The sequence below is a fragment of the Deltaproteobacteria bacterium genome (assembly GCA_020848905.1).
In the GTDB taxonomy this organism is placed as follows: domain Bacteria; phylum Myxococcota_A; class Polyangia.
In genome coordinates, this window is record JADLHG010000057.1 from 24,362 (window position 1) to 47,328 (window position 22,967).

The following is a 22,967-nucleotide window of genomic DNA, read 5'->3' on the forward strand; positions in this document are numbered from 1 at the left end:
ACATACTGTGGATTGCCATTGGGTTCGCGGTGATAGGGGTGGCCCTGACCGCGGGACCGGGCACGGGCGACGACACGCAGGCCCCCGCCCTCGAGGCCGCACCCGCCAAGGTGCTGGCCCGGGAGATCCGGTGGGAGCGGGCGGAGCGGGGTCGGCGGGTGAGGCTTCACGCCACCCGCGGAGCCTGGGAGCCTGGCGAAGTAGCATATGAATTCAGCGGGGTTGTCCTCGAGGATCCCCCGCTGCGCCTGGAGGCGAAGCGTGCGCGGCTGGATCGGCGGCGCGGAGTCTTGCAGGCCTGGACGGTGGTGCTCGAGCAGGGGGAGCTGAGGCTGGATGCGGAGCAGGTTGGGCTGGAGATGCAGAGCGGTGCGCTTACCGGTGCTCGGGTGCGCGCTGTTCTGGGCTCTTCCGGGAGCTCCCCCGGCGCACGCTGAGCGCACGGCCTCGGCGCTCCAGCTTCCGCTGGCGGGGGCCACGGGTCGCCTCACCTCCCTGCAGCTCAGCGCCGACCGCCTCTCCTTTCTTCCGCGCGCCGGCGGCGCTGCCACCGGACTGGCCCCGAGGGCGGGGCTTCTCCGGCTCTCGGGGCGCGTTCACGTGCGCCTCGATCAGGTGAGCATCCGCGCCCAGCAGATCGAGATCGAGCTGGATCCTGCGGGCCGCGCGCTGCGCCTCGAGGCGCGGGGGGCGCTTGCGCTCCAGGCCACCGGGCACGTCGGTCAGGCGCAGCGGCTGCGCTGGCTGGCGGGGGCGCGCCGCCTGATTCTCGAGGGAGACGCGCAGGTCACGAGCGCCTCGCTCGGCCTGAAGATCGCCGGGCGGCGCATCGACCTGCAGCTCGACACCGGGGAGCTGACCGTGGACCGCGCGCACGCGGACCTGGCCCGAGGCACCCATGTCCCTTGACCTGCAGAGCGCGGCCGTTTCCCCGAGCGCCACGGCCTTGCCGTCCGAGCTCGTGGCCGAGGGTCTCGTGCGACGCTTCGCGGGGCGGACCGTCGTGGACCACGTCTCGCTCGAGGTGCGCCGGGGCGAGGTCCTGGCCCTGCTCGGGCCGAACGGGGCGGGCAAGTCCACGCTCATGCGGCTGCTCGTGGGAGCGCTCCGCCCCGAGGGGGGCCGGGTGATCCTGGGAGGCGAGGACGTGACGCGGCTGCCGCTGCACCTGCGCGGCCGGCGGGGCCTCGGCTATCTGCCGCAGGAGCCGAGTGCCTTCACCGGACTCTCCGTCGAGGACAACCTCGCTCTCGTGCTCGAGCTGCGGGGCCAGCCCCGCGCCGCGGGAGAGGCCGCCCTCGCGCTCTTCGAGCTCGAGCCCCGTCGGAACCAGCGGGCCTCGACGCTGAGCGGCGGCGAGCGGCGTCGTCTCGAGCTGGCGCGGCTCCTTTGCACGCGGCCGACCGTGGCGCTGCTCGACGAGCCCTTCGCGGGGCTCGATCCGCGGGCTGCCGAGCAGCTCGCGCTTCACATCGCGCGCCTCGCCGAGCACGGCGTGGGCGTGCTGCTGGCGGACCACCGGGCCGAACAGGCCCTCGCCATCTGTCACAGGGCGTGTCTTCTGGTGGACGGGCGTGTTGCGGTCTGTGGCAGCCCCAAGGAACTGTGGAGCGATTCATCGGCGCAACGAGCGTACTTCGGCTCGCTCGCGCCCTACGTCGGGAGTGGCGCATGGCACTAGAGATCAAGCAACAGCTCAAGATTTCGCAGCAGCTCAAGATGACGCCGCAGCTCCAGCAGGCGATCAAGCTGCTGCAGCTCTCCCGCATGGAGCTGGTCGAGCTCGTGCGGCAGGAGATGGTGGAAAACCCGGTGCTCGAGGAGGGCTCCGAGCAGCAGGACTCCGTGACGCACGCCTCCCTGGTCGGGGAGGACCGGCGCTCGACGGACATGGCGCTCGAGGGCCTCGACGCCGAAGCGCGCCCGGAGGTCCACCACGAGGTGACCAACGAGGTGAAGGGGGACGGGGCCCAGGCGGTCGGCGAGATCGACTGGGACACCTACCTCGAGCACCACTCCCTCGCGCCGCCGATGCCCGGCTACCGCGGCGGCTCCGAGGAGATGCCGTCGCTCGAGAGCACCCTGACGCGCAAGCCCTCGCTCTTCGACCACCTCGCCTGGCAGCTCAAGCTGACCGACCTCGACGAGGACGAGGAGCAGCTCGGGCTGCTCATCCTCGGCAACCTCGACGCCGCCGGGTATCTCACCGAGGCGCCCATCGAGGAGCTCGCGGCCGAGGTGGGGATGCGGCTCGACGAGGCCGAGGACGTGCTCCGCCGGATCCAGAACTTCGATCCGATCGGCGTCGCCTCCCGCAACCTGCAGGAGTGCCTGCTGCTCCAGGCCAAGCTGGCCGGCCAGGACGACGAGATCGTGGTGCGCATCATTCGCGACCACATGGGCAACCTCGAGAAGAAGAACTACCAGGCCATCGCCAAGGACCTGGACCAGCCGCTCGAGGAGATCTACGAGGCCGTGAAGGTCATCGCCTCCTTCGACCCCAAGCCCGGGCGGCTCTACGCCGAGGAGGAGCCAGTCTACATCACGCCGGACGTCTACGTGCACAAGATCGGCGACAAGTACTTCGTGGTGCCGAACGACGACGGGCTGCCGAAGCTGAAGATCTCCAACTTCTACCGTTCGGCGCTGGCCGGCGGGGCCCAGGCGCGGCAGTACGTGCAGGACAAGCTCCGCTCCGCGCAGTGGCTGATCCGCAGCATCCAGCAGCGGCAGCGCACGATCATTCGCGTGACGGAGAGCATCATCAAGTTCCAGCGCGAGTTCTTCGACAAGGGGATAAACTTCCTCAAACCGCTCATCTTGCGGGACGTGGCCGAAGACATCCAGATGCACGAGTCGACGATCAGCCGCGTGACCACGAACAAGTACGTACACACGCCGCAGGGGATCTTCGAGCTCAAGTACTTCTTCAACTCCGGCATCAACTGCACCGACGGCGACGAGATCGCCAGCGAGAGCGTGAAGAGCAAGATCAAGGACCTCATCGGGAAGGAGGACCAGAAGCGGCCATTCAGCGACCAGCGCATCGTCGAGCTGCTGAGGGATCAGAGCATCGACATCGCCCGTCGGACGGTGGCCAAATACCGGGAGCAACTCGGCATCCTGAGCTCATCGAAGCGCAAACAGGTTTTCTAACTCCTAACCCCGCCGTCCTTTGGGAGGGGCGCGCATGCAACTTTCCGTCACCTTCCGTCATATGGAGCCTTCCGAGGCGATCAAGCAGTACGCCGCCGAGAAGGTGGAGAAGATCAGAAAATTCATCCCCGAGCCGATCCGCGCACAGGTGGTCTTCTCCTCGGAGCGGCACCTGCACCAGGTGGATGTCCTCATCACCTTGCACAACGGCATCGCGCTCAAGGGCAAAGAGACGACGGACAACGTCTTCTCGGCGATCGACCTCGTCACCGACAAGATCGAGCGCCAGGTGCGGAAGTACAAGACCCGCATCCAGAACCACCGGCCGGTCCCCGGTCCGGTCCTTCCCGTGCAGCACGAGGTCCACGAGCCCGACGGGGCCGACGACGTCGCTGCCACGGAGCCGGCGGAGGAGCGACGCGTCATCCGGCGTTCGCACTTCGATGCCAAGCCGATGTCCACGGAAGACGCGATCATGCAGCTCGAACTGCTGCACACCGCGTTTCTGGTGTTCGTGGACGCGGCCACGCATTCGGTGAACGTGGTCTACAAGCGCGACGACGGGTATGGTTTGATCGAGACCAAGCAGGCGGCAGGCGAGCCGGGCTAGGGCGCCGATGTTCGTGGGGGACCGGCCAGGACGGCTCGCCCATCCGAGGGTGAGGCGATGAAACCATTACATACGATCATCATCACGGGTGTCTCCGGGGGGGGCAAGACGACCGCCTTGCACGCCGTGGAAGACCTCGGCTTCTACTGCGTGGACAACCTGCCGCTGCCCCTCCTGTCGGACTTCCTGCAGACCATGCAGGCGGAGCCGTCGGTGGACCGCGTGGCGCTGGTCGTGGATGCGCGCCTGCGGAAGCACATCGAGGACTACGCGCTCGCCTACCTCGCCCTGCGCTCGTCGGGGCACATCATGGAGGTGATCTACCTCGACGCGCAGGACGACGTGCTCGTACGGCGCTTCTCCGAGACGCGGCGGCCCCACCCACTGGCCACGATCGACCTGCGGGCCGGCTTCGAGGAGGAGCGGCGGCTGCTCGCACCGCTGCGCGCGGAGGCAACCCTGGCCCTCGACACCACGGGCATGACGGTCCACGGGCTGAAGCAGCTCGTGCAGGACCGGTACGCCCACGACGGCTCGAGGCTCGGTATCTCATTGGTATCGTTCGGCTTCAGGTATGGGGTACCCACGCAGGCCGATTTGGTGCTAGATGTCCGCTTCCTGCCCAACCCGTTCTTCGTGGAGCAGCTCCGGCCGCTCGCGGGGACGGAGAGGGCGGTCTCGGACTACGTACTGAGCGCGCCGGACACCGCGGAATTCGTCGAACGACTGGACGGGCTCCTGGGTTTCCTGCTCCCACGGTACGAGGCCGAGGGGAAGGTGTATTTGACCATTGCGCTTGGGTGCACGGGGGGCAAGCACCGGTCGGTGGCGTTGGCGGAGGAGTTCGCGAAGCGACTTGCTCCACATTGGTCCGTCAGGGTCCGGCATCGCGACGTGGATCGCGACCGGTAGCGGCGTTCAGAGATCTGAACGTCCGCCCCGCCCGGCGGAACAAATCGGGACGGCGACGGGTTACAGGTGGCGAAAGGGGGTCCGTGTGGAGGTCGAGCAGACATTTGTCATTCCAAACGAGCAGGGGCTGCACGCGCGCGCCGCGACGCGGCTCGTTCAGACGCTGAGCAGATTCAGGGCCGAGGTGGAGCTGGAGAAGGCGGGGCAACGCGCGGACGGAAAAAGCATCGTGGAGGTGTTGATGCTCGTGGCGAGCAAGGGCTCGACGGTTCACGTGCGGAGTCGGGGGGAGGAGGCCCACGCGGCGCTCGCGGCCCTGGATGGGCTCATCCGCGCGCGCTTCGGCGAACACTAGACACGGGCGCACGCCGTCTCGTGCTCACCTAATTCTTCCGCGCACACGTGCTCAGGCTCCCCGGCATATCGGCAGCGCAGGGGCTGGCGATGGGGCCCGCCTGCGTGCGGGCGCATCTCGGCGAGGCGATCCCGCGCTACACGATCACTTCCGCCGAGGTGGCCGCGGAGCAAGGGCGACTCCGCTCCGCGCTGCGCGAGACGGACCGGCAGCTCGACGGCATCAAGCAGCAGGTGACGCGTCTGGGCGGGGACACGCTGATCCTCGAGGCCTACCAGCTCATGCTCCGCGACGCGTACCTCGTGGAGCACGCGCTCAAGCACATCGCCGACGACCGGGTCAACGCCGAGTGGGCCATTCACCGCACGGTGGAGGGGATCACGCGCGTCTTCGACCAGGTGGAAAATCCCTTCTTCCGCGAGCGCGCGAAGGACGTGCACTTCGTCGCAGAGCACCTGCTCGTAAACCTCCTCGGCGGGGCACCTGCGGCCCCGCGCGCTCCGGAGGGGGGCATCGTGGTGGCGCACGACCTGTCCGCGGCCGACGTGGTGGAGCTTCGGCGCCGCGGAGTGGTCGGGATCGTCCTCGAGGCGGGTGGGTCGACCTCGCACACGGCGATCATGGCGCGCTCGCTCGGCCTCGCCATGGTGGCGGGGGTGCGCGAGGCGCTCTCGCTCGTGCGCGAGGGCGACCCGCTGATCGTGGACGGAGGGGCGGGGGAGGTCATCGCGCGGCCCGACGCGCAGGCGCGATCGGCGTACGAAGCCCAGCGGAGCGAGCGGGCCGAGGCCGCGATGCGTCGAACGCGAAGCCGCGAGCTCCCGGGCGAGACGCGCGACGGGACGCGCGTGCGGCTCATGGCCAACGTGGAGCTTCCCGAGGAGGTCGGGGCCGCGGTGGGCCACGGCGCCGAGGGGATCGGCCTCTATCGCACCGAGTTTCTGCTGCTCGGGCGAAGCGACTGGCCGACCGAAGGTGACCAGCTCGCGGAGGCTCGCGAGGTGTTGCGCCTGGCCGAGGGGCGCGCGGTTACCTTCCGGACCTTCGACCTCGGCAGCGACAAGTTCCGCCTGCCGGGGGCCGCGGAAGAGGCCAACCCGGCGATGGGGCTGCGCTCGCTGCGCCTGTGCCTCGCCGAGCCCGAGGGGTTCAAGGCGCAGCTTCGCGGCTTGCTCCGCGCGGGGCAAGAGGGGTCGCTGCGCATCCTCTTGCCGATGGTGAGCGGCATCGAGGAGCTGCGGGCCGCCGCGGCGATCCTCGACGCGTGCGTGGCCGAGCTCGGTCTCTCGGGCCGGCCGCCCCTCGGGGTGATGGTCGAGCTCCCCTCGGCGGCCCTCACAGCCGACTTCCTGGCTCCGGAGGTGGACTTCTTTTCGGTAGGCACGAACGACCTGATCCAGTACACCTTGGGCGTCGACAGACTGAACGACCGCGTCAACTACTTGTATCATCCCATGCACCCAGCCATCCTGCGCCTCATCCATCAGGTGCTCGTGGCGGGCGCACGTCACGACAAGCCCGTGGCGGTGTGCGGAGAAATGGCGGGCGATCCGGCCCTGGCCCTCGTGCTCGTGGGTCTCGGCGTGCGGGAGCTGAGCATGAACGGTGCTGCGATCCCCGAGGTGAAGGAGCTGCTGGGGCGCGTCACGATCGGATACGCCGAGCAGGTCGCCGCGCGTCTCCTCTCGTGCTCCACGGCGGCCGAGGCCGCAGCCGAGGTCGAGCGCGCTGCGGCCGAGGTCGCTCCGTCGCGTCGCCCGCGCCACGCGGCGGGAGAGCGCTCATGAAAGCTCTCATCGACGGCCCCGCTCGCGCTTCGGACGACGCGGCGGACCGGACCGGGGTGGCCGAGGCGACCGACGACCCAGGTTGGGTCATCCGCTCCGCGTCCGAGTCGGACTTCTCGCGGGTGCAGGAGCTCTGGCGCCAGAGCGACGAGCTGCACGGGAGGCTGCGCCCGGACTTCTTCGCGGCGGAGCCACCGCTCCGCTCGGCGCGCGAGCTGCGCGAGCTGCTCGGCGGCCGCTCGGGACGCCTGCTCGTGGCCGACGCCGAGGGCGACGTCGTCGGGATGCTCCGCGTCCAGATCTTCGACACCCCCTCCGAGCCCTTCATGGCGCGGCGGCGGCGGGGGCACGTGGACGAGCTCGTCGTGGACGAGAAGTTCCGGCGGCTCGGTCTCGGGCGGGCGCTCATGGATGCGGCGGCGCACTTCTGTCGCGAGCGGGGAGCCGAGCAGCTCGTCCTCACCGTGTGGGCGGGGAACGACGCGGCGGAGAGGTTCTACCGCTCTCTCGGGTACGGCGAGGTGAGCCGGGTGATGAGTTTGGACCTCCGGGCGCGTTAGATGACGCGTCCGACGGTGCGACGGGTCGTCGTGCTCCTCGGCTTCCTCTGCGGCCTCGGGCCGCCCGCGGCAATTCGAGCCGCCGACCCGAGCCAGCGCTGGTTCACTCTCGAGACGCCGCACTTCTACGTGCACTACTACCGCAGCGTGCGGCACGACCTTCGGGCCGCGGCGCAGAACGTCGCGCGGTCGGCCGAGCTCGCGCACCGGGTGCTGGCCCCCATCTTTCGCCACGCCCCGCGCGAGCGCACGCACATCGTCGTCACCGACGACACCGACGGAGCCAACGGGTCGGCCCAGGTAGTGCCCTACAACGTGATCCGCGCCTACGTCACTGGCCCGGACTCGCTGAGCAGCCTGAACGACTACGACCACTGGATGTACGGGCTCATCGCCCACGAGTACGCGCACATCCTGCACATCGACACGATCCACGGCCTTCCGCGGCTCGTGAACGCCATCTTCGGCAAGAGCTGGGCCCCGAACCAGCTCCAGCCGCGCTGGTTCATCGAGGGGCTCGCGACGCACCACGAGTCCGCGCGGACGGCCGGCGGACGCGTGCGTTCCAGCATCTTCGACATGCACCTGCGGGCCGCCGTGCTCGAGGGAAGGTTTCTGACCTTCGACCAGATCAGCTCCTCGACCCGCTACTACCCGCGCGGCGTGGTCCCCTACCTCTACGGCAGCCGCTTCCTGAAGTACCTCGCGGACCGGTTTGGCGAGGACGCGCTCGCGCGGGTGAGCCACATCTACGGGGGCGAGGGGGGGACTGCCACGCGCGGGGCGCTCCCTTACCAGCTGAACCGCGTCGCGCAGGCCGTCTTCGGTAGGACCTTCGCCGAGCTCTACGCGGACTTCACCGAGTACCTGAGGCGAGTCTACGCGCTCCAGCGGGGACTCGTCGCGCGGCGGGGGGTCACGGCCTCGGTGAAGGTCACCGACCACGGCGAGAGCTGCCAGGCGCCCCGCCTCTCCGACGACGGGCGCGAGCTGGTCTTCGTCCACGACGACGGTCACGACCGAACCTACGTGACGGTGCTCGACACCGCGACGGGGCGCGAGGTGGAGCGCGTCCAGAGCCTCGGCGGAGACACCACCTCGTTCACACCCGATCGGCGCTTCCTGGTCTACGAACAGCCGGCGGTCTGGCGCAGCTTCTACAGCTACCACGATCTGTACGTGCGCCGGCGCTCGGCCGGCACGGTCCGGCGCCTGACCTTCGGCGAGCGCGCGCGGGACCCGGTCGTCTCTCCCGACGGTCGCACGGTGGTGTACGTGGCGAACGAACTCGGGGACCACCGGCTCAAGGCCGTCTCCTTCGACGGCGGCAGACCGCGCCTGCTTCTCGCCGGCGCGAACGGGGACCAGTTCTTCGGGCCGCGCTTCAGCCCCGACGGTCGGCGCGTCGTCTTCTCGCGCTGGAGGGCGGGGGGGCTTCGCGACATCCAGATCCTGGACCTCACGACGAGGAAGCTCGAGGACGTGACGCGGGACCGCGCGCTCGACGTGGACCCTCACTTCTCGCCCGACGGCCGTCGCGTCTACTTCAGCTCGGACCGCACGGGGATCTTCAACGTGTATCGCTACGACCTGGACGCGCGGCGCCTGCGGCAGGTCACGAACGTCCTCGGCGGGGCCTTCACGCCGGCCGTCACGCCCGACGAGCGCACGCTCTACTACGTCGGCTTCTCGGCCAGGGGCTACGACCTCCACCGCATGGAGCTGCGGGAGGAGCGCCTCCTCGAGCCTCTGCCGTACGTGGACACGCGGCCCGCCCCGGTGAAGGTCCCCGCGGGGCCCGACTACCCCGCGCGCCCGTACAGTCCGCTCGGCACGCTCTACCCGCGCTCCTGGTTCTTCTCGGTGGGGAGCGACGCGTACGGCACGACCCTCGGGCTGAACGTCCGCGGGGGCGACGTGGCGGGCTGGCACAGCTACGCGGTCAACGCCTCGGCCAGCGTGACCAGAGGCTATCCGAGCTACGCCCTGACGTACGGCTACGGGCGCCTCTGGCCTGCGCTGCGCCTCGACACCTCGCGCTACGAGAGCCCCCGCGGCGGCCTCGTCGTGGACGGGCAGCGCCGCAACTACCGCGAGCAGGGCTACAGCCTCGGCGCTTCGGTCGGGCTACCGGTCCTCAGGCTCCCGTTGCACACGGTGTCGCTGTCGCTCGGCTACCGCGCGAGCTGGATGCGGCACGCCGACGCGGATCGCGAGGAGCTCCTCGTGCGGCCCGGGATGATGAGTCCCCAGTACCCCGAGGTGGGCTTCCTCTCGGGGATCTCCTTCGGCGCCACCTACCGGAACGTCGAACGCTACACCTGGTCGGTGAGCACCGAGCGGGGAAGGCAGGTCAGCCTGTCGATGCGCGCCGACCACGCCGCCTTCGGCAGCGACTACTTCGTGGCCCAGCTCAACTGGAGCTGGACCGAGTACATCCCCATGCCGTGGCGACGCGACCACGTGCTGGCGCTGGGCTTCGGCGGCGGCATCGGTCGCGGCGACCTGCGGCGGCGCGGGATCTTCTTCCTCGGCGGCTTCCCGGAGCAGAACCTCGTGACCGCGCTCCTCGACCAGTCGTCGGTGGGCGGGCTCTTCTTGCGCGGCTACGCGCCCGGTACGGTGGCTGGCGACCAGTATCACCTGATGAACGCGGAGTACCGCTTCCCGCTCTTCAACATCGAGAAGGGGGTGTCGTCGCTGCCGATCTACGCCAACCACGTGCACCTCGCGGCCTTCTGCGACGTGGGCAACGCCTTCTTCGGCCACCTGAAGCCGTCGGAGCTGAAGGTGGGCGTCGGGGGGGAGGTGCTGCTCGAAGGCGTGATGTTCTACGTGTTGCCGATGACGCTGCGCGTAGGGTATGCGAAGGGGCTGATGGAAGAGGGGAGCCACGAGTTCCACGTGCTCCTCGGAAATCCCTTCTGAGGGCCCGCGCGGGCTCCGCGCGTCAGTTCAGGACGGACTGGATGCAGGCCAGCGCCGGGGCGCTCGTCCAGTTGCGCTGGTTCACGAACCGGTAGCGAATGCGTCCCTCGCGGTCGATGAGGTAGCTCTCGGGAAACTTCTCCGTGCCGTAGCGCGCCGGGACGCGCCGTTCGGCGTCGTGCAGAATGCTCAGGCCCGCCACGTGGTTCTTGGCGATGAACTCCTTCACCTTGCTGGCCGAGTCGTCCACGCTCACCGTCAGGAGCGTGAAGTCCTTGCGTCCCACGAGCTGCGACTGCATGCGGAGGAGCGAGGGGAGCTCCTCGAGGCAGGGTGGACAATCCGTGAACCAGAAGTGGAGGAGCACGGCCTTGCCCTTGTGATCGGAGAGGCTCTGCTTCTTGCCTGCGAGGTCCGTCAGCGTGAAGCCGGGCGCCGGAGTGTCCTGGGTCTCCGGCTCCATCGCGCGGCAGGCGTTGGCTTCGACGCCTCGCGTGCTGCGGACGGCCCGGACGTAGAAGGTCACAAGGCCGCCGGCGAGGGCGACCACGATGGTGTAGGCGGCGAGGCGCTTTCCGATCATCTCCCTGGGTCCCTACCACAGCCGGGCGCCCGCGCCAAGGGTGGGACGGCCCGGCCTGGTGGATCCTCTCGACTCGGCGAGGGACGCTGTGCATGATGTGGCGTCCGGGGGGATGGCCCGCGGCAAGGATGATCGGGAGCGCGGAATGACGATCAAGGTGCCGGTCGTGGCCGGCGTGCTCGGGATGTCGACGCTGGGCATCGTGGCGTTTCTGGCCTACCGGCAGAAGCACCCCGAGGAGCTCGCGCCGGCGGGGGCCGCGGAGCGAGCGGTGCGCGTGCCGGTGGCCCTGGGCAGCAGCCCCTCCGTCGGGCCGGCGGACGCGCCGGTGACGATCGTGGAGTTTGCGGACTTCTACTGCCGTTATTGCGCGAAGAACGTGCGCACGAGGCAGGATATCCTGGCGCGCTACCCGAAGGGGGTGCGGTGGGTCTTCAAGCAGTATCCGCGGGACGACCTTCCCGGCCGGGCCGCCCTCGCCGCGCACGCGCAGGGGAAGTTCCTCGCCTACGCGGACAGGCTCTACGAGCTGCAGGGGAAGCTCGAGAGAGCCGACCTCGAACGGGTCGCCCAGGTGGTCGGACTGGACCAGGCGCGCTTTCGCGCCGCCCTCGATAGCCCGCAGGGCATCGCGGAGGTCAAGGCGGACGCCGACCTGGCCCGGACCCTGAAAGTTCGTGGGACCCCGGGCTTCTTCATCAACGGCCGCCGCTTCGAAGGGTACTGGCCCACGCTCTTCTTCGAGCGGATCGTGCTCGAGGAGCTGGGGCGTGCCCGGCTCGAGCTGGCGCGGCGCGGGGGATAGCTGGCCCGGCGCCTCGGGTCCGGGGCGTAGGGGCAAGGGTTGAAAGCGGTTCCCCTTTCGTTGTAGACAGGCGGTTCGATGGCCACAAGGACATCAGCCATGCGGTGGTATTTCGTGGCGGCTCTCTGCGCGGGTGCGGCGGGTTGCGGCATCAACCTCGGCGACGCTCCGTTCCTCTGCAACCGGGGCAGCCCGCAGTGTCCCGACGGCTACGAGTGCAACAAGGCGAACGTCTGCGTGCGCGAGGGGACCTGTCCTCAGGGGGTCGCCGGCTGCGAACCGAAGCCCGATACGGGAAGCGTGAAGCCCGACGGGGGCAGCGGACAAGACGGGAGCGGCCCCGGGGATGGCTCGACGCCTACCGACGGGCTGGTGATCCTGCCGGACACGACGGTGCGGCCGGACAAGTGCGTCGGCCGGTGCGACCAAGGGACCCCGAACAAGTGCGGCAACGGCGTATGCGACCAGGGCGAGACGGTCCTCTCGTGTCCGGCCGACTGCAAGTCCACGACCTGCACCGCCGGCGAGACCAAGTGCCAGGACAAGAGCAACCTGCGCTTCTGCGAGAACGGCGCCTGGAAGTCCTCGGACTGCACGACGCTCTGCAAAGGGGGCGGTTACGACTACGCCACGGAGTGCACCTACTCGTCGAAGGACGCCAAGGACCTCTGCCTGTGCGGCAAGTACGCCAAGTTCGGCGAGCTCTGCAACAACGACGTGAAGTGCAACGCGAGCCTCAACCTCTTCTGCGGCAGCTTCGGCACCACCACGACGAAGGGCTTCTGCACCAAGTACTGCTCGAACCCGAACGGCATCTGCAGTGGTTCGCCCCTCGGTACCGAGGCGCAGTGCATCCTGGACGTCGGCGGCAAGGACGCGTGCGGCTTCATCTGCGACCTCTTTGTGTCGTGTCCCACGGGCCTGAACTGCGACGTGGTGAGCGGACTCTGCAAGCCCTGACGGTGACGACCCTTGACGGCCGCTCGTCGGGGCCGGCATACTGCGACCGTATTTTGCGCCCGTAGCTCAGTCGGATAGAGCGTCGGCCTTCGAAGCCGCAGGCCGGGTGTTCGAGTCACCCCGGGCGCGCCACGCAAGGAGCACCGCCGATGAGTGGCACCGCGCGTCGGTGCTTGACACGTCGGCAGTCGACGGATATATCAGCACCTGCGTCGGGTGCCGTGTTTCGACGCTTCCGGGCCCATAGCTCAATTGGTAGAGCAGCGGACTCTTAATCCGGAGGTTGAAGGTTCAAGTCCTTCTGGGCTCACTCCTCCCCCCCTGGTTCTCGTCCCTCACGCAGTCTGATCTCCGAACGAACGGCCTGGCCGCGCTCAGTCCCGCGTGGCGGTAAAGCCCACGCTCAGCTCGAGCGAGCTTCCAGCCTCGACCAGCCCGCTCCCCCCGTAGCTCACGCAGCCGCCGTCGTAGGCCACCGTGATGCGTCCGCGCAGGCGGGTCGTGCGCCGCGCCTGCGCTCCGGCGTCGCCGGTGACGCTCGCCGAGGGGTCGCCGTCCTCGGCGGTGGCGAGGATCATCGAGGCAGGGCCGAGCGCGCAGGGTCCCTCGGCGGCCGAGCCAGAGGCGAGCTGGGCGCTCAGTTCGCGCCCGTCGAGCAGCGCCGCGAGACCCATTCCCGCCGGCCACCTCGCGAGAGGGCCGCGCCGGTTGAAGCCCAGCACGGGGCGGGCGGAGGACCCCTCGGGCTGCACGAGCGGCAAGGCGGCCGGCAGCACCTGCTGCGGGCAGACCACGTCGTTGCGCCAGCAGAGGCTTCCCACGTCGATGGTCTGGCCGAGGAGCGTGACCACGCCTGGCGAGAGCTCGGTGGTCTTCGCGGCCACCCGGCCCGCGCTTCGAAGCGTGGCGGTGAGGAGGCGCTCGCTCGTGACCGTCCAGGTCGCCCCCTGCGTGCCCCCGAGGTCGAGCGCTGTCCCCGAGCTTGCGCTCGGGCTCGTCGTGCCGTCGCCGAGCCGCAGCGGACAGGAGTCGGCGCCGAGGAGCACGGCGAAGGCGGACAGGGCGATCCCCAGGCGAGCAGAGACGGTCATCGATTCACCTCCCGGTCTCCGCCACGTTAGGGGCCTCGGCCGGCCGGGGCAAAAAAGGCGAAAAAGTTGCTCCTCGAAAGCGGCCCCGTAAGCTGGGGGCATGTCTGACCAACGAGACGCTGCTTCCGACGATGTGATGATGCTGCGGTGCGAGGCGTGCGGGGCGCGGGTGACGACGCTTCGGCGTGGGCGGTGTCCGATCTGCTACCTGCGGTGGGCCGAGAGCCGGCCCGTCGGCATCGGATCGGTGTGCGCCATCTGCAGCGACCGACGCCGCGAGAACCTGCGCCTCGTCGAGTTCCAGTCGGCCTGGATCCCCATGTGCCACAACTGCGCGGCCCGCGGCTTTCGCCTGCGTCCGATGCCGCGGACCGTCGAGGCGCTGCGACAGACCCTGGCGCGCGACAGGCGCTGGAACGACCGGCGTACGGGGGAAGGTGGCGAGCGGGTCTCGCTCGAGGAGCGTCGGGACGCCGAGCGTCGGGCACCCCTCTGCGACGAGGTCATCGACTGGCTGGACGCCGAGGATCTCGTGATCGAGGTGATGGAGGCCGACGGTGACGACGGCCTGGACGAGACCGAGGAACTGACCCTCGAACCCACACGGATCGTGGACACGGAGATGCACGCGGGCGGCGCGGCGAGCGATGCGGCCGGCACGAAGCCTAACGCCCGCCTCGACGCTCCAGCTTCTTGATCATCTCGCGCTTCAGGGCCGCGCGGACGCGCCCGCTGCTCGTCAGGCGACGGATCTCATCCGACGGCAAGTGATCGAGGAGCCGCACGACCTGCGGCAGCGGCATCTTCGGGTGACAAACGAGGTTGCGGACGACCGCCGTGTGCCCTAGCCACTCCGGGGTCCCGGCGATGCGAAGCAGCACGGCGGGGTCGGCGCCGGCCATCCCCGCGAGGTGCGCGACCTCCTCCACTGAAACTCCCGCGTTGGCCAGGACGAAGGCGTGCAGGTTCTTGTCGTTGCTGCGCAGGGCGATGGCGCGCGCGGGGCGCTTGCCGTACCGCGCGACGCGGATCTTTTCGGCCACCGAGAGCGTCGGCCACTCGACCTGGAGCTTTTCGACGGGCCAGGAGAGGACCGTGCTGCCCTTTGGCAGGTAGTGCTGTCCGAGGACCCGTTCGTGGTCGTCGCTTCCGTCGCTTCCGTCGGTGGCCGGGAGGCCGTCGCCGCTGGGCCCGGCCGACCCCTCGAGCGTCGCGGCTTCCTCGTGGAGCGCTCGCACCTCGGGGGCTTTTCCCGACGGAGGCGTGGCGCCCTGGGGCGGGAGAGACGAGAGCGCGTCGAGCTCGAAGACACGGATGACCGCCCCCACCCCGGGGATGAGCTGCAAGAGCTCGCCCGCGGCACACCCGCTCCAGTCGCCGGCGCGAAGCTCGAGCTCCACGCGAGCGAACTGCCGGAGCTCCTCGGGCGAGCCGTCGGGGACGGGGAGCAGGACGGCGCCTCGCGCGGCGTTCTCGGCGAGGTGCGCGTGAAGGTCTTCCGCGGTCGAGTACTCCACCCTCCAGCGCATGGACCCCCCTCCCTCGCTCTGAGGTCAGGGGCCGAGTCTATCGCGCGGCTCGAGTCGGCGCCACGGCCGAGGAGCACGTCGAGGAGTCAGTCATCGCCGCCGCCGGCCGGGTCCTCGGCGAGGACAGTAGTGGACCGCTCGATGCGGTGAAGCGCTTCACCGGGGCGCGACGCGGCGCACCAGACGAGCCGGCCTCGGTCGAGCTGGTCGAAGGCCGCGTTGTCCGGCCCGCGATGCCGGTCCAGTCGGACCACTCGTCGGCGACCGGCTGCGCCGCAGAAGAAGAACTCCGTCTTGCCCTTCGTGGCGAGAGGGGCGCTCACCACGCGCTCGGCGTCGGGGCGCAGGTCGCCTACGTTGGCCCGCGCGCGGCCGACGGTGAGGTACGACCACTTGAGGTCGTGACGCCGCAGGCCGGTGAGGCGCGACAGCTCCGCGAGCCTCGGGGGCGCGTGAAAGGCGCGTGCCTCGTGGCACCAGTCGCGCTCGTCGAGCAACGCGGGGCACGGGCCCTCGTGGGTGCAGGGCGCGAAGAGGTGCGCGCCACCCTCGACGAGAGCCGCTCGAAGCCGGTGGAGCGCGCGGGCCGTCTCGCGCAGCGCGGGCTCGAGGATGATCAGGTAGCCGCGATCCGTCAGCCGATCGAGCCAGCTTCGGGCGAGAGGGGCGTGGTGAGCTTCCGGCAGCTCGGCGAGCAGGCTGCCGGCCAGGATCAAATCGTAGGAGGCGCCGGCCGGGAGCGGACGCAGCACGGACTGGGGATGCGTGCGTAGGTCCACCTTCGCCCCCGCGAGCGCCGTCGCCGCGCCGCGCTCGAGGACGCGCGCCATGAGTCGCAAGGCGGCCGCATTCTCGTCGAGGGCGTCCACGCGCACCTCCCGCGGCGGGTTCTCTTCCCCGAGTCGGGTCAGCAGACCAAGGGATTGCGCTCCGCAGCCCGCGCCCAGGTCCAGGATCCGCAGGGGACCTCCGGGCAGGCGCCCTCGCGCGGCCAGCTCCGCCAGCGGGAAGGTGACCTTCGCCAGGTCGGCGGGAGTGAAGAAGAGAAGCTGCGCGACGAGGGCTTGCGGGTCGCTCTGTCTCGGGTCGGGGGCCCGCCCCGCGTTGTAGCGGTCGGAGAGCGTCAGAGCGGCGCTGGCCACCGCCTGCGGGGTCGTGGCGCGCGGGCCGAAGACCTCCTCGGCCACCGACCAGAGGAGCCGCTCGAGCTCGTCTCCGATGGTGAAAGACACCTTCCTAGTTGGCCGAGGGCTCGTTCGCGGCGGCGTTCGGGTTGGGTTCGATGAGCCCGTACTCCTGCTCGAAGCCGCCGACGTTCTCCGCGAGCGCGTGCATCAGGCGCTTTGCGTGCTGCGGTGTGAGGAAGAACCGACCGAGCAGGCACGCCTCCCCCTCGGGGGTGACCGCCCGGAAATCGAGCGCGAAGAACTCGGCCGTATGCCCGATGTTGATGAGCGTGCAGAAGCGGCCGGGGGCTAGCCCCTGGGGATCGGTGAAGCGGGGTCCAACGGGTTCGTCCACGGCCGTTCTCCTTGCGGTGGGTCTTGGTTCGCCCTCTGCCTGGCTACAACGTCCGTACCCAAAGCTCAAGCTCCGCGAGCTGCGCGAAGGCCGGTTTCGAGCCCCCGGGCCGGGCCGCGCTGGTAAGATGCGCGCGTGTCCTGGAGCGACGAACCCTATCGCGAGGTCCACACCGGAGAGCTAGCCCCATCCCGCTCGGGGCTCGTGGCGGTGGTGGCCGCGATCGCCTCGGGTCTCGTGGTGGGCGGTCTTCACTACTACCACGAGCATTACCGTGGCAGCGCTGCGCGGGTCCCGGCGGTTGTCGGGCTCACGCTCTCGGCGGCGCGCGGCGTCGCGGCCGAGCAGGGACTGGCGCTCGAGGTGCTCGGGCTCGCCCCAGACGATCTCGTGGTGAAGGGGGCCGTAGCGCAGCAGGCGCCGCTGGCCGGGACGGCGGTAGCGCCTGGAAACGTGGTGGAGGTGGTTCTGTCCGACGGGCCGGCGAGGACCACCGTGCCGCCTCTTTCGCGCGCGAGCCTCGCCGAGGCGCACGAGCGGCTGCGCGGGCAGGGTTTGACCGTGGGGGCCGTGCGGGAGGAGACAGGTGCGGAGGTGCCCGTGGGGGCGGTGCTGGGGAGCGAGCCGCCCGCCGGCACGGCCGTCTCCGTGGGGACGGCGGTGACGGTCCTGACCGCGGCCGGTCCGGTTGCGGACGGGGGCGTTTCCGGCGCGCCCGACGGAGGGCCCGGCGTCCGGCATCCGTCCGGACCGGACCGATAGTCGGACGGGGCGCGCCGCGGGAGCCGGGGGGTCGCGCGGAAAACATCCGGCGCGGAATAGGTTGATCGCGTTGTGGTGGTCGCGGCACGAGGCTTGCTCCTTTCCGTCGGCATGGCGAGTGGAGCAGCGTGGCTTGGAGGCGAGCGCCCGCGGGAGAGGCTATCTCGCGCGGGCGCCGAGGCGCTGGATGACGCCGAGCTCCTGGCGCTCGTCCTCGGGACGGGTGGTCGGGGGTCGGGCGGGGTGTTGGCCCTGTCGCAGGCGTTGCTGGCGCGCTTCGGCGGGCTCGAGGGGCTGCAGCGCTGTCGCGCGGTGGAGCTTCAGACCCTGGCGGGTGTGGGCTGGGCTCGGGCTTCTGCCCTCGTGGCCGTGATGGAGTTGGGCCGGCGGAGCCTGGCGCTCGCGCAACGCCCCGGGCCGCGCGTGACGGGTGCGCGCGACGCGTATCACTGGTTCCGCCCCCACCTGGCGTCGCGACGGCAAGAGGTCTTCGTCGTGCTGTCGCTCGACGCCAAGCACCGGCCTCTCGCGGTCCTGCAGGTCGCGCAGGGGAGCGTGAGCTCGGTGGAGGTGCACCCGCGCGAGGTCTTCGCGCCGGCGGTGCGCGAGCAGGCCGCGGCCGTGATCGTGGCGCACAATCACCCAAGCGGCGATCCGGAGCCCAGCGCGGAGGACCGGGAGCTGACGCGCCGGCTCCGGCAGGCGGGGCAGATCCTCGGGATCCCGGTCCTGGATCACCTCGTCGTGGCGCGCGGAACGTACACGAGTTTCGCAGAGCGAGGGTGGCTGTAGAGCGCTACCCGCCCTTGGGCCCGGCTGGCGCGCGGCGATTCCGGGGCTTCAAAACCCCGTCGGTGAGCCGTACCATCGGCGGCTTCAGCGTCGCTGGCGGTGGCGCGGGCGTCGGGTCGGCAGCACGCTTCGAGAGGGAGATTCGGATGACCTGCGCCAACGAGCCGTCATGCCAAGCCTGCGGGTGCCCATCGCGTGCGAACGGCGGCCGCCGTTCCTTTCTGGGGACGCTCGCGACCCTGGCCGGCGCGCTCCTGCTGCCACGGCGGGCCTGGGCCAAGAAGCTGGCCCTGAGCCTGGACAAGGTGCCGCAGCTCAAGACCGTGGGGGGCTTTGCCATCGTCAGGATCAAGGACCGCATGATCCTCTTCATCCGGGACACGCCCGCGACGGTGCGCGCGGTGGACGCGGTCTGCACGCACAAGAAGAACCTGCTGAAGTATGACCCCCAGCTCAAGCTGGTTCGCTGCCCCGAGCACGGGTCGCGCTACACGCTCGAGGGGAAGGTGGTCAAGGGCCCGTCCACGCGACCGCTCTCCCCCGTCTACGCCGCCCGGCTAGACCTGCCGGCGAACCGCATCCTGCTCGAGGTGTGAGATGAAACGTGGCGTCCTCGTGCTCCTGACCGTCGCCGCGCTCCCCTTCGAGGCCTGGGGCGAGGGACCCGGCGGTGGCAAGGCCGCGCCGGCCCGGTCGGCACCCAAGGTTGCTGACGACGAGCCCGAGGAGGTGTCGCCCGAAGGAGCCGGCGCAGAGGGGGCTGCGGCCCCGCACGGCTCGGGGCCGGCCACGACGGGTGCAGCGACGGGGGAGGCGGGTACGGCGGCGGAAAAGAGCGGTTCCGGTGAGACGAGCCTGCTTCGGATCGTGGGCAAGCTGCATCCCACGGTGGTGCACCTACCGATCGGATGGCTCCTGCTTCTGCTCGTCGTGGATCTCGGCGCGCTCCTCTTCGGGCGCGTGACCTGGACGCGCGCGGGGTTTCTCATCCTGGTCTCCGTGGTGCTGAGCTACCTGCCGGCCGCGGCGACGGGGATGCTGCGCGCGAGTCAGCTGCCGGCGGACGAAGACCTGGCCCTCGTGAGCGTGCATCGGAACCTGATGCTCCTCTCCTTCGGATGCTGTGTGGCGGCCCTGGGTCTGAGATGGGCCCGCAGGAATCAGCTGGCGGGCGTCCTGCGCGCCGTCTACGTGGCTCTCTTGCTGGGCGCGGCCGCCCTCATGACCGTCGGCGGCCACAGAGGGGCGGAGCTCGTCCGGGGGCCGGACTACCTCCCCTTCTGACCGCGACGGCCCGCGCGGAAGGCCTACGACCGCGAAGGCGCGCGCTGGAGCAGCTTCACCGCCTCGCCGATGACGAGGGGCGCGGCGCTCAGCCCACAGACCAGCGCCAGGTCGCGCGCGCCGAGGGCCTCGGTGCGGAAGAGCTCGTGCAGCGCCGGAACGTAGATCGCCAGGCCGACCAGTCCGACGCCGACGATGGCAGCTCCCCAGAGGGCGCGGTTGCCGAACCAGCCCAGGGTGAAGTTGGACACGGTGGCCGACCGGCAGTTGAAGGCGTGAAACATGGGGGAGAGGCTCAGCACGGCGAACGCCCCGGCCTGCGCCAGGCGCAGCTTGGGGGAGTGATGGTCGGTCGGATCGCCGACGAGGAGGGCGAAGGCCAGCATGGCGGCGACGGCCATCACGAGACCGATGCCCAGCATCGCGCCGTACTCGCGCGGCCCGAGGATGGGCGCCCCCGGGTTCCTGGGCTGGGCCGCCATGAGGCGCGGCTCGGGCGGTTCCACGCCGAGAGCGAGCGCCGGGAGGCCGTTCGTCACGAGGTTGATCCACAGGATCTGGATCGGCGCGAGAGGGGCGGCCCAGCCGAGGAGGCCGGCGAAGAACACGACCAGCACGATCCCCGTGTTCGAGGAGAGGAGGAAGTAAATGAACTTCTTGATGTTGGTGAAGATCGCCCGCCCTTCCTCGACGGCGTGCACGATGGTCGCGTAGTTGTCGTCGGCGAGGACGAGGTCGGCCGCTTCCTTCGTCACCTCGGTCCCCGCGCGCCCCATTGCCACGCCGATCGACGCGGCCTTCACGGCTGGCGCGTCGTTGACCCCGTCGCCGGTCATGGCGCAGACGAGCCCTCGCGCCTTCAGTGCCTCGACGATGCGGAGCTTGTGCAGGGGCGTGGCGCGGGCCACGATGCGCAGGCGGTCCACGCGGTTCTCGAGCTCCTGCTGGTCCATCATGTCGAGCTCGCCGCCGGTGAGAACGAGATCTCCTTCCTGGTAGAGGTTGATCTCTCGTCCGATGGCACGCGCCGTCGAGGGATGATCTCCCGTGATCATCATCGTCTGGATGCCGGCTTGCTGGGCCTCGAGGATGGCCTGCGCGACCTCGGGCCGCGGGGGGTCCACGATCCCCACCATGCCGAGAAGCGCGACGTCCTTCTCCCAGTCGTGCGGGTCCTCGGGCTGCTTCGTGCGCACGGCGAGCGCCACGACGCGCATCGCCTGCTCGCCCCAGCTCTGCGCGACGAGGCGCAGTCTGTCGCGCTCGTCGGCGGTGAGCGGCACGAGACCGTCAGGACCGAGCACCTCCGTGGCGCGATCGAGGAGGATCTCCGGTGCGCCCCGCACCAGGGCCTCGGGGCCTGCCTCTCCTTGGATGACGAGCGTGGCCATCTTGCGCGCGGACGAGAAGGGGAGCTCGGTGATGACGCGCTTGGGCTCCACGGCGGGAACTCCGCCCTTGCGCGCGGCGACCCGGAGCGCGCAGTCGGTCGGATTCCCCGAGAGCTCCAGGCGCTCCTCCTTCTCGACCATGATCACGTCCGGGGCCCACGCCGCGTGCTCCAGAAGTCGCCACAGACCCGGCGTCTCCCTCGGCGTGACGGTCTCCTCCGCGCGTGTGAACGCGCCCTCCACGCTCGCAGCCCGACCGCCGACGGCGTAGGTCTCGCCGCAGACGTGGATCTGCCGCACCGTCATCTGATTCTGGGTGAGCGTCCCGGTCTTGTCGGTGCAGATCACCTGCGCCGATCCGAGGCCTTCGACAGCCGGGAGGCGGCGCACGAGAGCGTTGCGGCGCGCCATGCGCTGTGTTCCGAGGGCGAGGACGATGGTGGTGATGGCGGGCAGTCCCTCGGGAATGGCAGCCACGGCCAGGCTGACGGCGAGCAGGAAGAGCTCGCTCAGCGTCTGCCGGCCCTGCAGGAGGCCCGCGATGAAGACGATGGCCGAGACGAGGACGCTGGCGAAGACGATCTGCCGGCCGAAGCGGTTGAGGTACGCCTGAAGGGGCGTGTCGGTGGCGTCCATCGAGGCGAGCATGCCGGCGATGCGACCCAGCTCGGTGTGCATGCCCGTGTTCACCACGACCGCCCGGCCTCGGCCCCGGCTCACGGCCGTTCCCATGAAGACCATGTTGTTGCGTTCGGCGAGCGGCGTGTCCTCGGAGAGGTCAGCGTCGGCGTCCTTGGCCACGGGGAACGACTCGCCCGTCAGCGCCGATTCGGTGACCTCCAGGTTGGCCTGCCAGAGCACCCGCGCATCGGCGGGGACGGTGTCGCCCTCCTTCAGCTCGAGCAGGTCCCCCGGGACCACCTCGGCCGCGGGGAGCACGCAGACCTGCCCGTTGCGGACCACGCGCGCTTGAGGGCTGGTCATGGTGCGCAGGGCGGACAGCGCTCGCTCCGCGCGCTTCTCCTGCACGAGCCCCAGGATGGCGTTCAAGATCACGATGGCCAGGATGGCCAGGGAGTCGCCGAAGCGTTCGAGGAAGGTGGCGCCGCCCTCGCCGTGCAGGAAGCCGAGGATGGCGGCCACGAGCGCCGCAGCGATGAGCGCGAGCACCGTGACGTCCGAGATCTGCCCGAGGAGTCGCACGAACAGCGAGGGGGGAGGCTTCTCGGCGAGCGCGTTGGGACCGAGGCGCTGCAGCAAGGCGCCGGCGTTGGCCGCGGTGTGCCCGCGTTCCAGATCGGTCTCCCAGTAGCGGGCGATCTGGTCCGTGGTCTGGCTATGCCAAAGCTTGGGCTCTGGGGTGGACACGGGGGCGAGGGGGTGATGTGGCCGTCAGGCCATGGGCGGCTTCTTGGGCTTCGAGCTGCCGATGAAGAGCTGGAAGTCATCCATCGTGTGCCGGTCCGCCGGGGGAAACGGATACTGCGAGAACTCGTCGGCCGCGACCCACTTGAAGTCCTTCACCCGGATCGCCTCCAGCAGGTTGCCCTCGAGGGAGGCTTCGTAGAGCACGAGCTCCACGCTGTAGCCGTCGTAGTCGTGGCGCCGAAACGCCACCGGCCGACCCACCTCGACCGTGGCGCCGAGGCGCTCGCGGAATTCCCGCTGGAGGGCCTGCGTGTCGCTCTCGCCCGGCTCGACCCTTCCTCCCGGGAACTCCCACAATAGAGGAAGCGATGCGTTCTCCCGCCGCTGGGTGATGAGGTACTTCCCTTCGCGCTGTATCACGGCGGCCACAACCCGGATGCTCTTCGCCATCATTCGCTGATACTCCGCTAGGTCGGCTTCCGCGGGGCGGGTATCCGCTCGCCGGTCGCAGCGCCGTGCGCTGTCTCCCGCCTGGGCAGCCGGTAGAGGCGCGTAAGATATCGCAAGAGTGCT

General features: G+C 70.0%; 24 protein-coding genes and 2 tRNA genes. 19 read left to right on the top strand and 7 right to left on the bottom strand.

Annotation, left to right across the window (positions count from 1 at the left end):
- Positions 1-38: 38 nt before the first annotated feature.
- The 10 genes from IT371_24810 (at position 39) to IT371_24855 (ending at position 10,308) form a co-directional block, all read left to right on the top strand.
- The gene (locus IT371_24810; GenBank protein ID MCC6750902.1) at positions 39-437 is read left to right on the top strand and encodes a hypothetical protein; all 399 of its coding nucleotides are present in this window, start codon (positions 39-41) and stop codon (positions 435-437) included.
- A complete protein-coding gene (locus IT371_24815) occupies positions 370-909 on the top strand; it encodes a hypothetical protein (protein MCC6750903.1) in 540 nt (179 codons plus the stop codon). The genes IT371_24810 and IT371_24815 overlap by 68 nt, the downstream gene beginning before the upstream one ends.
- Entirely contained in the window at positions 899-1,681 is a 783-nt protein-coding gene (locus IT371_24820) for an ATP-binding cassette domain-containing protein (protein MCC6750904.1), read from the top strand. The genes IT371_24815 and IT371_24820 overlap by 11 nt, the downstream gene beginning before the upstream one ends.
- On the top strand, positions 1,672-3,156 hold the full coding sequence (gene rpoN / locus IT371_24825) for an RNA polymerase factor sigma-54 (GenBank protein MCC6750905.1): 1,485 nt from the start codon (positions 1,672-1,674) through the stop codon (positions 3,154-3,156). The genes IT371_24820 and rpoN overlap by 10 nt, the downstream gene beginning before the upstream one ends.
- A 34-nt stretch (positions 3,157-3,190) precedes the next feature.
- Complete coding sequence (raiA, locus tag IT371_24830) at positions 3,191-3,766, top strand: ribosome-associated translation inhibitor RaiA (protein ID MCC6750906.1); 576 nt, start codon at positions 3,191-3,193, stop codon at positions 3,764-3,766.
- 57 nt (positions 3,767-3,823) lie between these two features.
- Complete coding sequence (gene rapZ / locus IT371_24835) at positions 3,824-4,678, top strand: RNase adapter RapZ (protein ID MCC6750907.1); 855 nt, start codon at positions 3,824-3,826, stop codon at positions 4,676-4,678.
- 85 nt (positions 4,679-4,763) lie between these two features.
- Positions 4,764-5,033, top strand: a complete 270-nt coding sequence (locus IT371_24840) for an HPr family phosphocarrier protein (GenBank protein MCC6750908.1) — start codon at positions 4,764-4,766, stop codon at positions 5,031-5,033.
- Between the two features lie 89 nt (positions 5,034-5,122).
- Positions 5,123-6,820, top strand: coding sequence for a phosphoenolpyruvate--protein phosphotransferase (ptsP, locus tag IT371_24845; protein ID MCC6750909.1), 1,698 nt, complete (start codon positions 5,123-5,125; stop codon positions 6,818-6,820).
- Entirely contained in the window at positions 6,817-7,380 is a 564-nt protein-coding gene (locus tag IT371_24850; protein MCC6750910.1) for a GNAT family N-acetyltransferase, read from the top strand. Before ptsP ends, IT371_24850 begins: the two co-directional genes overlap by 4 nt.
- On the top strand, positions 7,381-10,308 hold the full coding sequence (locus tag IT371_24855) for a PD40 domain-containing protein (GenBank protein ID MCC6750911.1): 2,928 nt from the start codon (positions 7,381-7,383) through the stop codon (positions 10,306-10,308).
- A gap of 22 nt (positions 10,309-10,330) precedes the next feature.
- On the opposite strand, the gene IT371_24860 is transcribed toward IT371_24855, so the two are convergent.
- A complete protein-coding gene (locus IT371_24860; protein MCC6750912.1) occupies positions 10,331-10,891 on the bottom strand; it encodes a TlpA family protein disulfide reductase in 561 nt (186 codons plus the stop codon).
- A 145-nt stretch (positions 10,892-11,036) separates the two neighbouring features.
- Between IT371_24860 and IT371_24865 the strand changes: the two genes are divergently transcribed.
- From IT371_24865 to IT371_24880, 4 genes are all read left to right on the top strand, one after another.
- Positions 11,037-11,696 (top strand): thioredoxin domain-containing protein, encoded by a 660-nt coding sequence (locus tag IT371_24865; protein MCC6750913.1) that lies wholly within the window; start codon positions 11,037-11,039, stop codon positions 11,694-11,696.
- Between the two features lie 99 nt (positions 11,697-11,795).
- The gene (locus IT371_24870; GenBank protein ID MCC6750914.1) at positions 11,796-12,656 is read left to right on the top strand and encodes a hypothetical protein; all 861 of its coding nucleotides are present in this window, start codon (positions 11,796-11,798) and stop codon (positions 12,654-12,656) included.
- A gap of 55 nt (positions 12,657-12,711) precedes the next feature.
- Positions 12,712-12,788 (top strand) — tRNA-Arg (locus tag IT371_24875).
- A gap of 105 nt (positions 12,789-12,893) precedes the next feature.
- A tRNA-Lys gene (locus IT371_24880) sits at positions 12,894-12,966 on the top strand.
- 64 nt (positions 12,967-13,030) lie between these two features.
- Here IT371_24880 and IT371_24885 read toward each other — a convergent pair.
- Positions 13,031-13,747, bottom strand: coding sequence for a hypothetical protein (locus IT371_24885; GenBank protein MCC6750915.1), 717 nt, complete (start codon positions 13,745-13,747; stop codon positions 13,031-13,033).
- 100 nt (positions 13,748-13,847) lie between these two features.
- Here IT371_24885 and IT371_24890 point away from each other — a divergent pair, with 100 nt between their 5' ends.
- Positions 13,848-14,444, top strand: coding sequence for a hypothetical protein (locus IT371_24890; GenBank protein ID MCC6750916.1), 597 nt, complete (start codon positions 13,848-13,850; stop codon positions 14,442-14,444).
- Here the strand turns inward: IT371_24890 and IT371_24895 are convergent.
- From IT371_24895 to IT371_24905, 3 genes are all read right to left on the bottom strand, one after another.
- Complete coding sequence (locus IT371_24895) at positions 14,413-15,276, bottom strand: hypothetical protein (GenBank protein MCC6750917.1); 864 nt, start codon at positions 15,274-15,276, stop codon at positions 14,413-14,415. The two genes, IT371_24890 and IT371_24895, sit on opposite strands and share 32 nt — an antisense overlap.
- A gap of 86 nt (positions 15,277-15,362) precedes the next feature.
- Positions 15,363-16,508, bottom strand: a complete 1,146-nt coding sequence (locus IT371_24900; protein ID MCC6750918.1) for a hypothetical protein — start codon at positions 16,506-16,508, stop codon at positions 15,363-15,365.
- A 4-nt stretch (positions 16,509-16,512) separates the two neighbouring features.
- Positions 16,513-16,797, bottom strand: a complete 285-nt coding sequence (locus tag IT371_24905) for a DUF3467 domain-containing protein (protein MCC6750919.1) — start codon at positions 16,795-16,797, stop codon at positions 16,513-16,515.
- Positions 16,798-16,932: 135 nt separating this feature from the next.
- Here IT371_24905 and IT371_24910 point away from each other — a divergent pair, with 135 nt between their 5' ends.
- The 4 genes from IT371_24910 (at position 16,933) to IT371_24925 (ending at position 19,635) form a co-directional block, all read left to right on the top strand.
- A complete protein-coding gene (locus IT371_24910; protein ID MCC6750920.1) occupies positions 16,933-17,559 on the top strand; it encodes a PASTA domain-containing protein in 627 nt (208 codons plus the stop codon).
- Between the two features lie 111 nt (positions 17,560-17,670).
- A complete protein-coding gene (gene radC, locus IT371_24915; protein ID MCC6750921.1) occupies positions 17,671-18,351 on the top strand; it encodes a DNA repair protein RadC in 681 nt (226 codons plus the stop codon).
- Between the two features lie 146 nt (positions 18,352-18,497).
- Positions 18,498-18,947: a Rieske (2Fe-2S) protein gene (locus IT371_24920; protein ID MCC6750922.1), complete on the top strand. Its 450-nt coding sequence runs from the start codon at positions 18,498-18,500 to the stop codon at positions 18,945-18,947.
- A 1-nt stretch (position 18,948) separates the two neighbouring features.
- Positions 18,949-19,635: a hypothetical protein gene (locus IT371_24925; GenBank protein MCC6750923.1), complete on the top strand. Its 687-nt coding sequence runs from the start codon at positions 18,949-18,951 to the stop codon at positions 19,633-19,635.
- Between the two features lie 23 nt (positions 19,636-19,658).
- On the opposite strand, the gene IT371_24930 is transcribed toward IT371_24925, so the two are convergent.
- Both IT371_24930 and IT371_24935 read right to left on the bottom strand, forming a co-directional pair.
- Positions 19,659-22,394: a cation-translocating P-type ATPase gene (locus tag IT371_24930; GenBank protein MCC6750924.1), complete on the bottom strand. Its 2,736-nt coding sequence runs from the start codon at positions 22,392-22,394 to the stop codon at positions 19,659-19,661.
- A 24-nt stretch (positions 22,395-22,418) separates the two neighbouring features.
- Complete coding sequence (locus IT371_24935; protein ID MCC6750925.1) at positions 22,419-22,844, bottom strand: (deoxy)nucleoside triphosphate pyrophosphohydrolase; 426 nt, start codon at positions 22,842-22,844, stop codon at positions 22,419-22,421.
- Positions 22,845-22,967: the final 123 nt, after the last annotated feature.

What these genes read in the sequence shown, in the direction of transcription:
- raiA (MCC6750906.1), top strand. Translation starts at nt 3,191, where the DNA reads ATGCAACTTTCCGTCACCTTCCGTCATATGGAGCCTTCCGAGGCGATC.
- IT371_24865 (MCC6750913.1), top strand. Translation starts at nt 11,037, where the DNA reads ATGACGATCAAGGTGCCGGTCGTGGCCGGCGTGCTCGGGATGTCGACG.
- IT371_24885 (MCC6750915.1), bottom strand. Translation starts at nt 13,747, where the DNA reads ATGACCGTCTCTGCTCGCCTGGGGATCGCCCTGTCCGCCTTCGCCGTG.
- IT371_24850 (MCC6750910.1), top strand. Translation starts at nt 6,817, where the DNA reads ATGAAAGCTCTCATCGACGGCCCCGCTCGCGCTTCGGACGACGCGGCG.
- IT371_24820 (MCC6750904.1), top strand. Translation starts at nt 899, where the DNA reads ATGTCCCTTGACCTGCAGAGCGCGGCCGTTTCCCCGAGCGCCACGGCC.
- IT371_24920 (MCC6750922.1), top strand. Translation starts at nt 18,498, where the DNA reads ATGACCTGCGCCAACGAGCCGTCATGCCAAGCCTGCGGGTGCCCATCG.
- ptsP (MCC6750909.1), top strand. Translation starts at nt 5,123, where the DNA reads ATGGGGCCCGCCTGCGTGCGGGCGCATCTCGGCGAGGCGATCCCGCGC.
- IT371_24890 (MCC6750916.1), top strand. Translation starts at nt 13,848, where the DNA reads ATGTCTGACCAACGAGACGCTGCTTCCGACGATGTGATGATGCTGCGG.
- IT371_24860 (MCC6750912.1), bottom strand. Translation starts at nt 10,891, where the DNA reads ATGATCGGAAAGCGCCTCGCCGCCTACACCATCGTGGTCGCCCTCGCC.
- IT371_24855 (MCC6750911.1), top strand. Translation starts at nt 7,381, where the DNA reads ATGACGCGTCCGACGGTGCGACGGGTCGTCGTGCTCCTCGGCTTCCTC.
- rapZ (MCC6750907.1), top strand. Translation starts at nt 3,824, where the DNA reads ATGAAACCATTACATACGATCATCATCACGGGTGTCTCCGGGGGGGGC.
- rpoN (MCC6750905.1), top strand. Translation starts at nt 1,672, where the DNA reads ATGGCACTAGAGATCAAGCAACAGCTCAAGATTTCGCAGCAGCTCAAG.
- IT371_24935 (MCC6750925.1), bottom strand. Translation starts at nt 22,844, where the DNA reads ATGGCGAAGAGCATCCGGGTTGTGGCCGCCGTGATACAGCGCGAAGGG.
- IT371_24895 (MCC6750917.1), bottom strand. Translation starts at nt 15,276, where the DNA reads ATGCGCTGGAGGGTGGAGTACTCGACCGCGGAAGACCTTCACGCGCAC.
- radC (MCC6750921.1), top strand. Translation starts at nt 17,671, where the DNA reads ATGGCGAGTGGAGCAGCGTGGCTTGGAGGCGAGCGCCCGCGGGAGAGG.
- IT371_24870 (MCC6750914.1), top strand. Translation starts at nt 11,796, where the DNA reads ATGCGGTGGTATTTCGTGGCGGCTCTCTGCGCGGGTGCGGCGGGTTGC.
- IT371_24925 (MCC6750923.1), top strand. Translation starts at nt 18,949, where the DNA reads ATGAAACGTGGCGTCCTCGTGCTCCTGACCGTCGCCGCGCTCCCCTTC.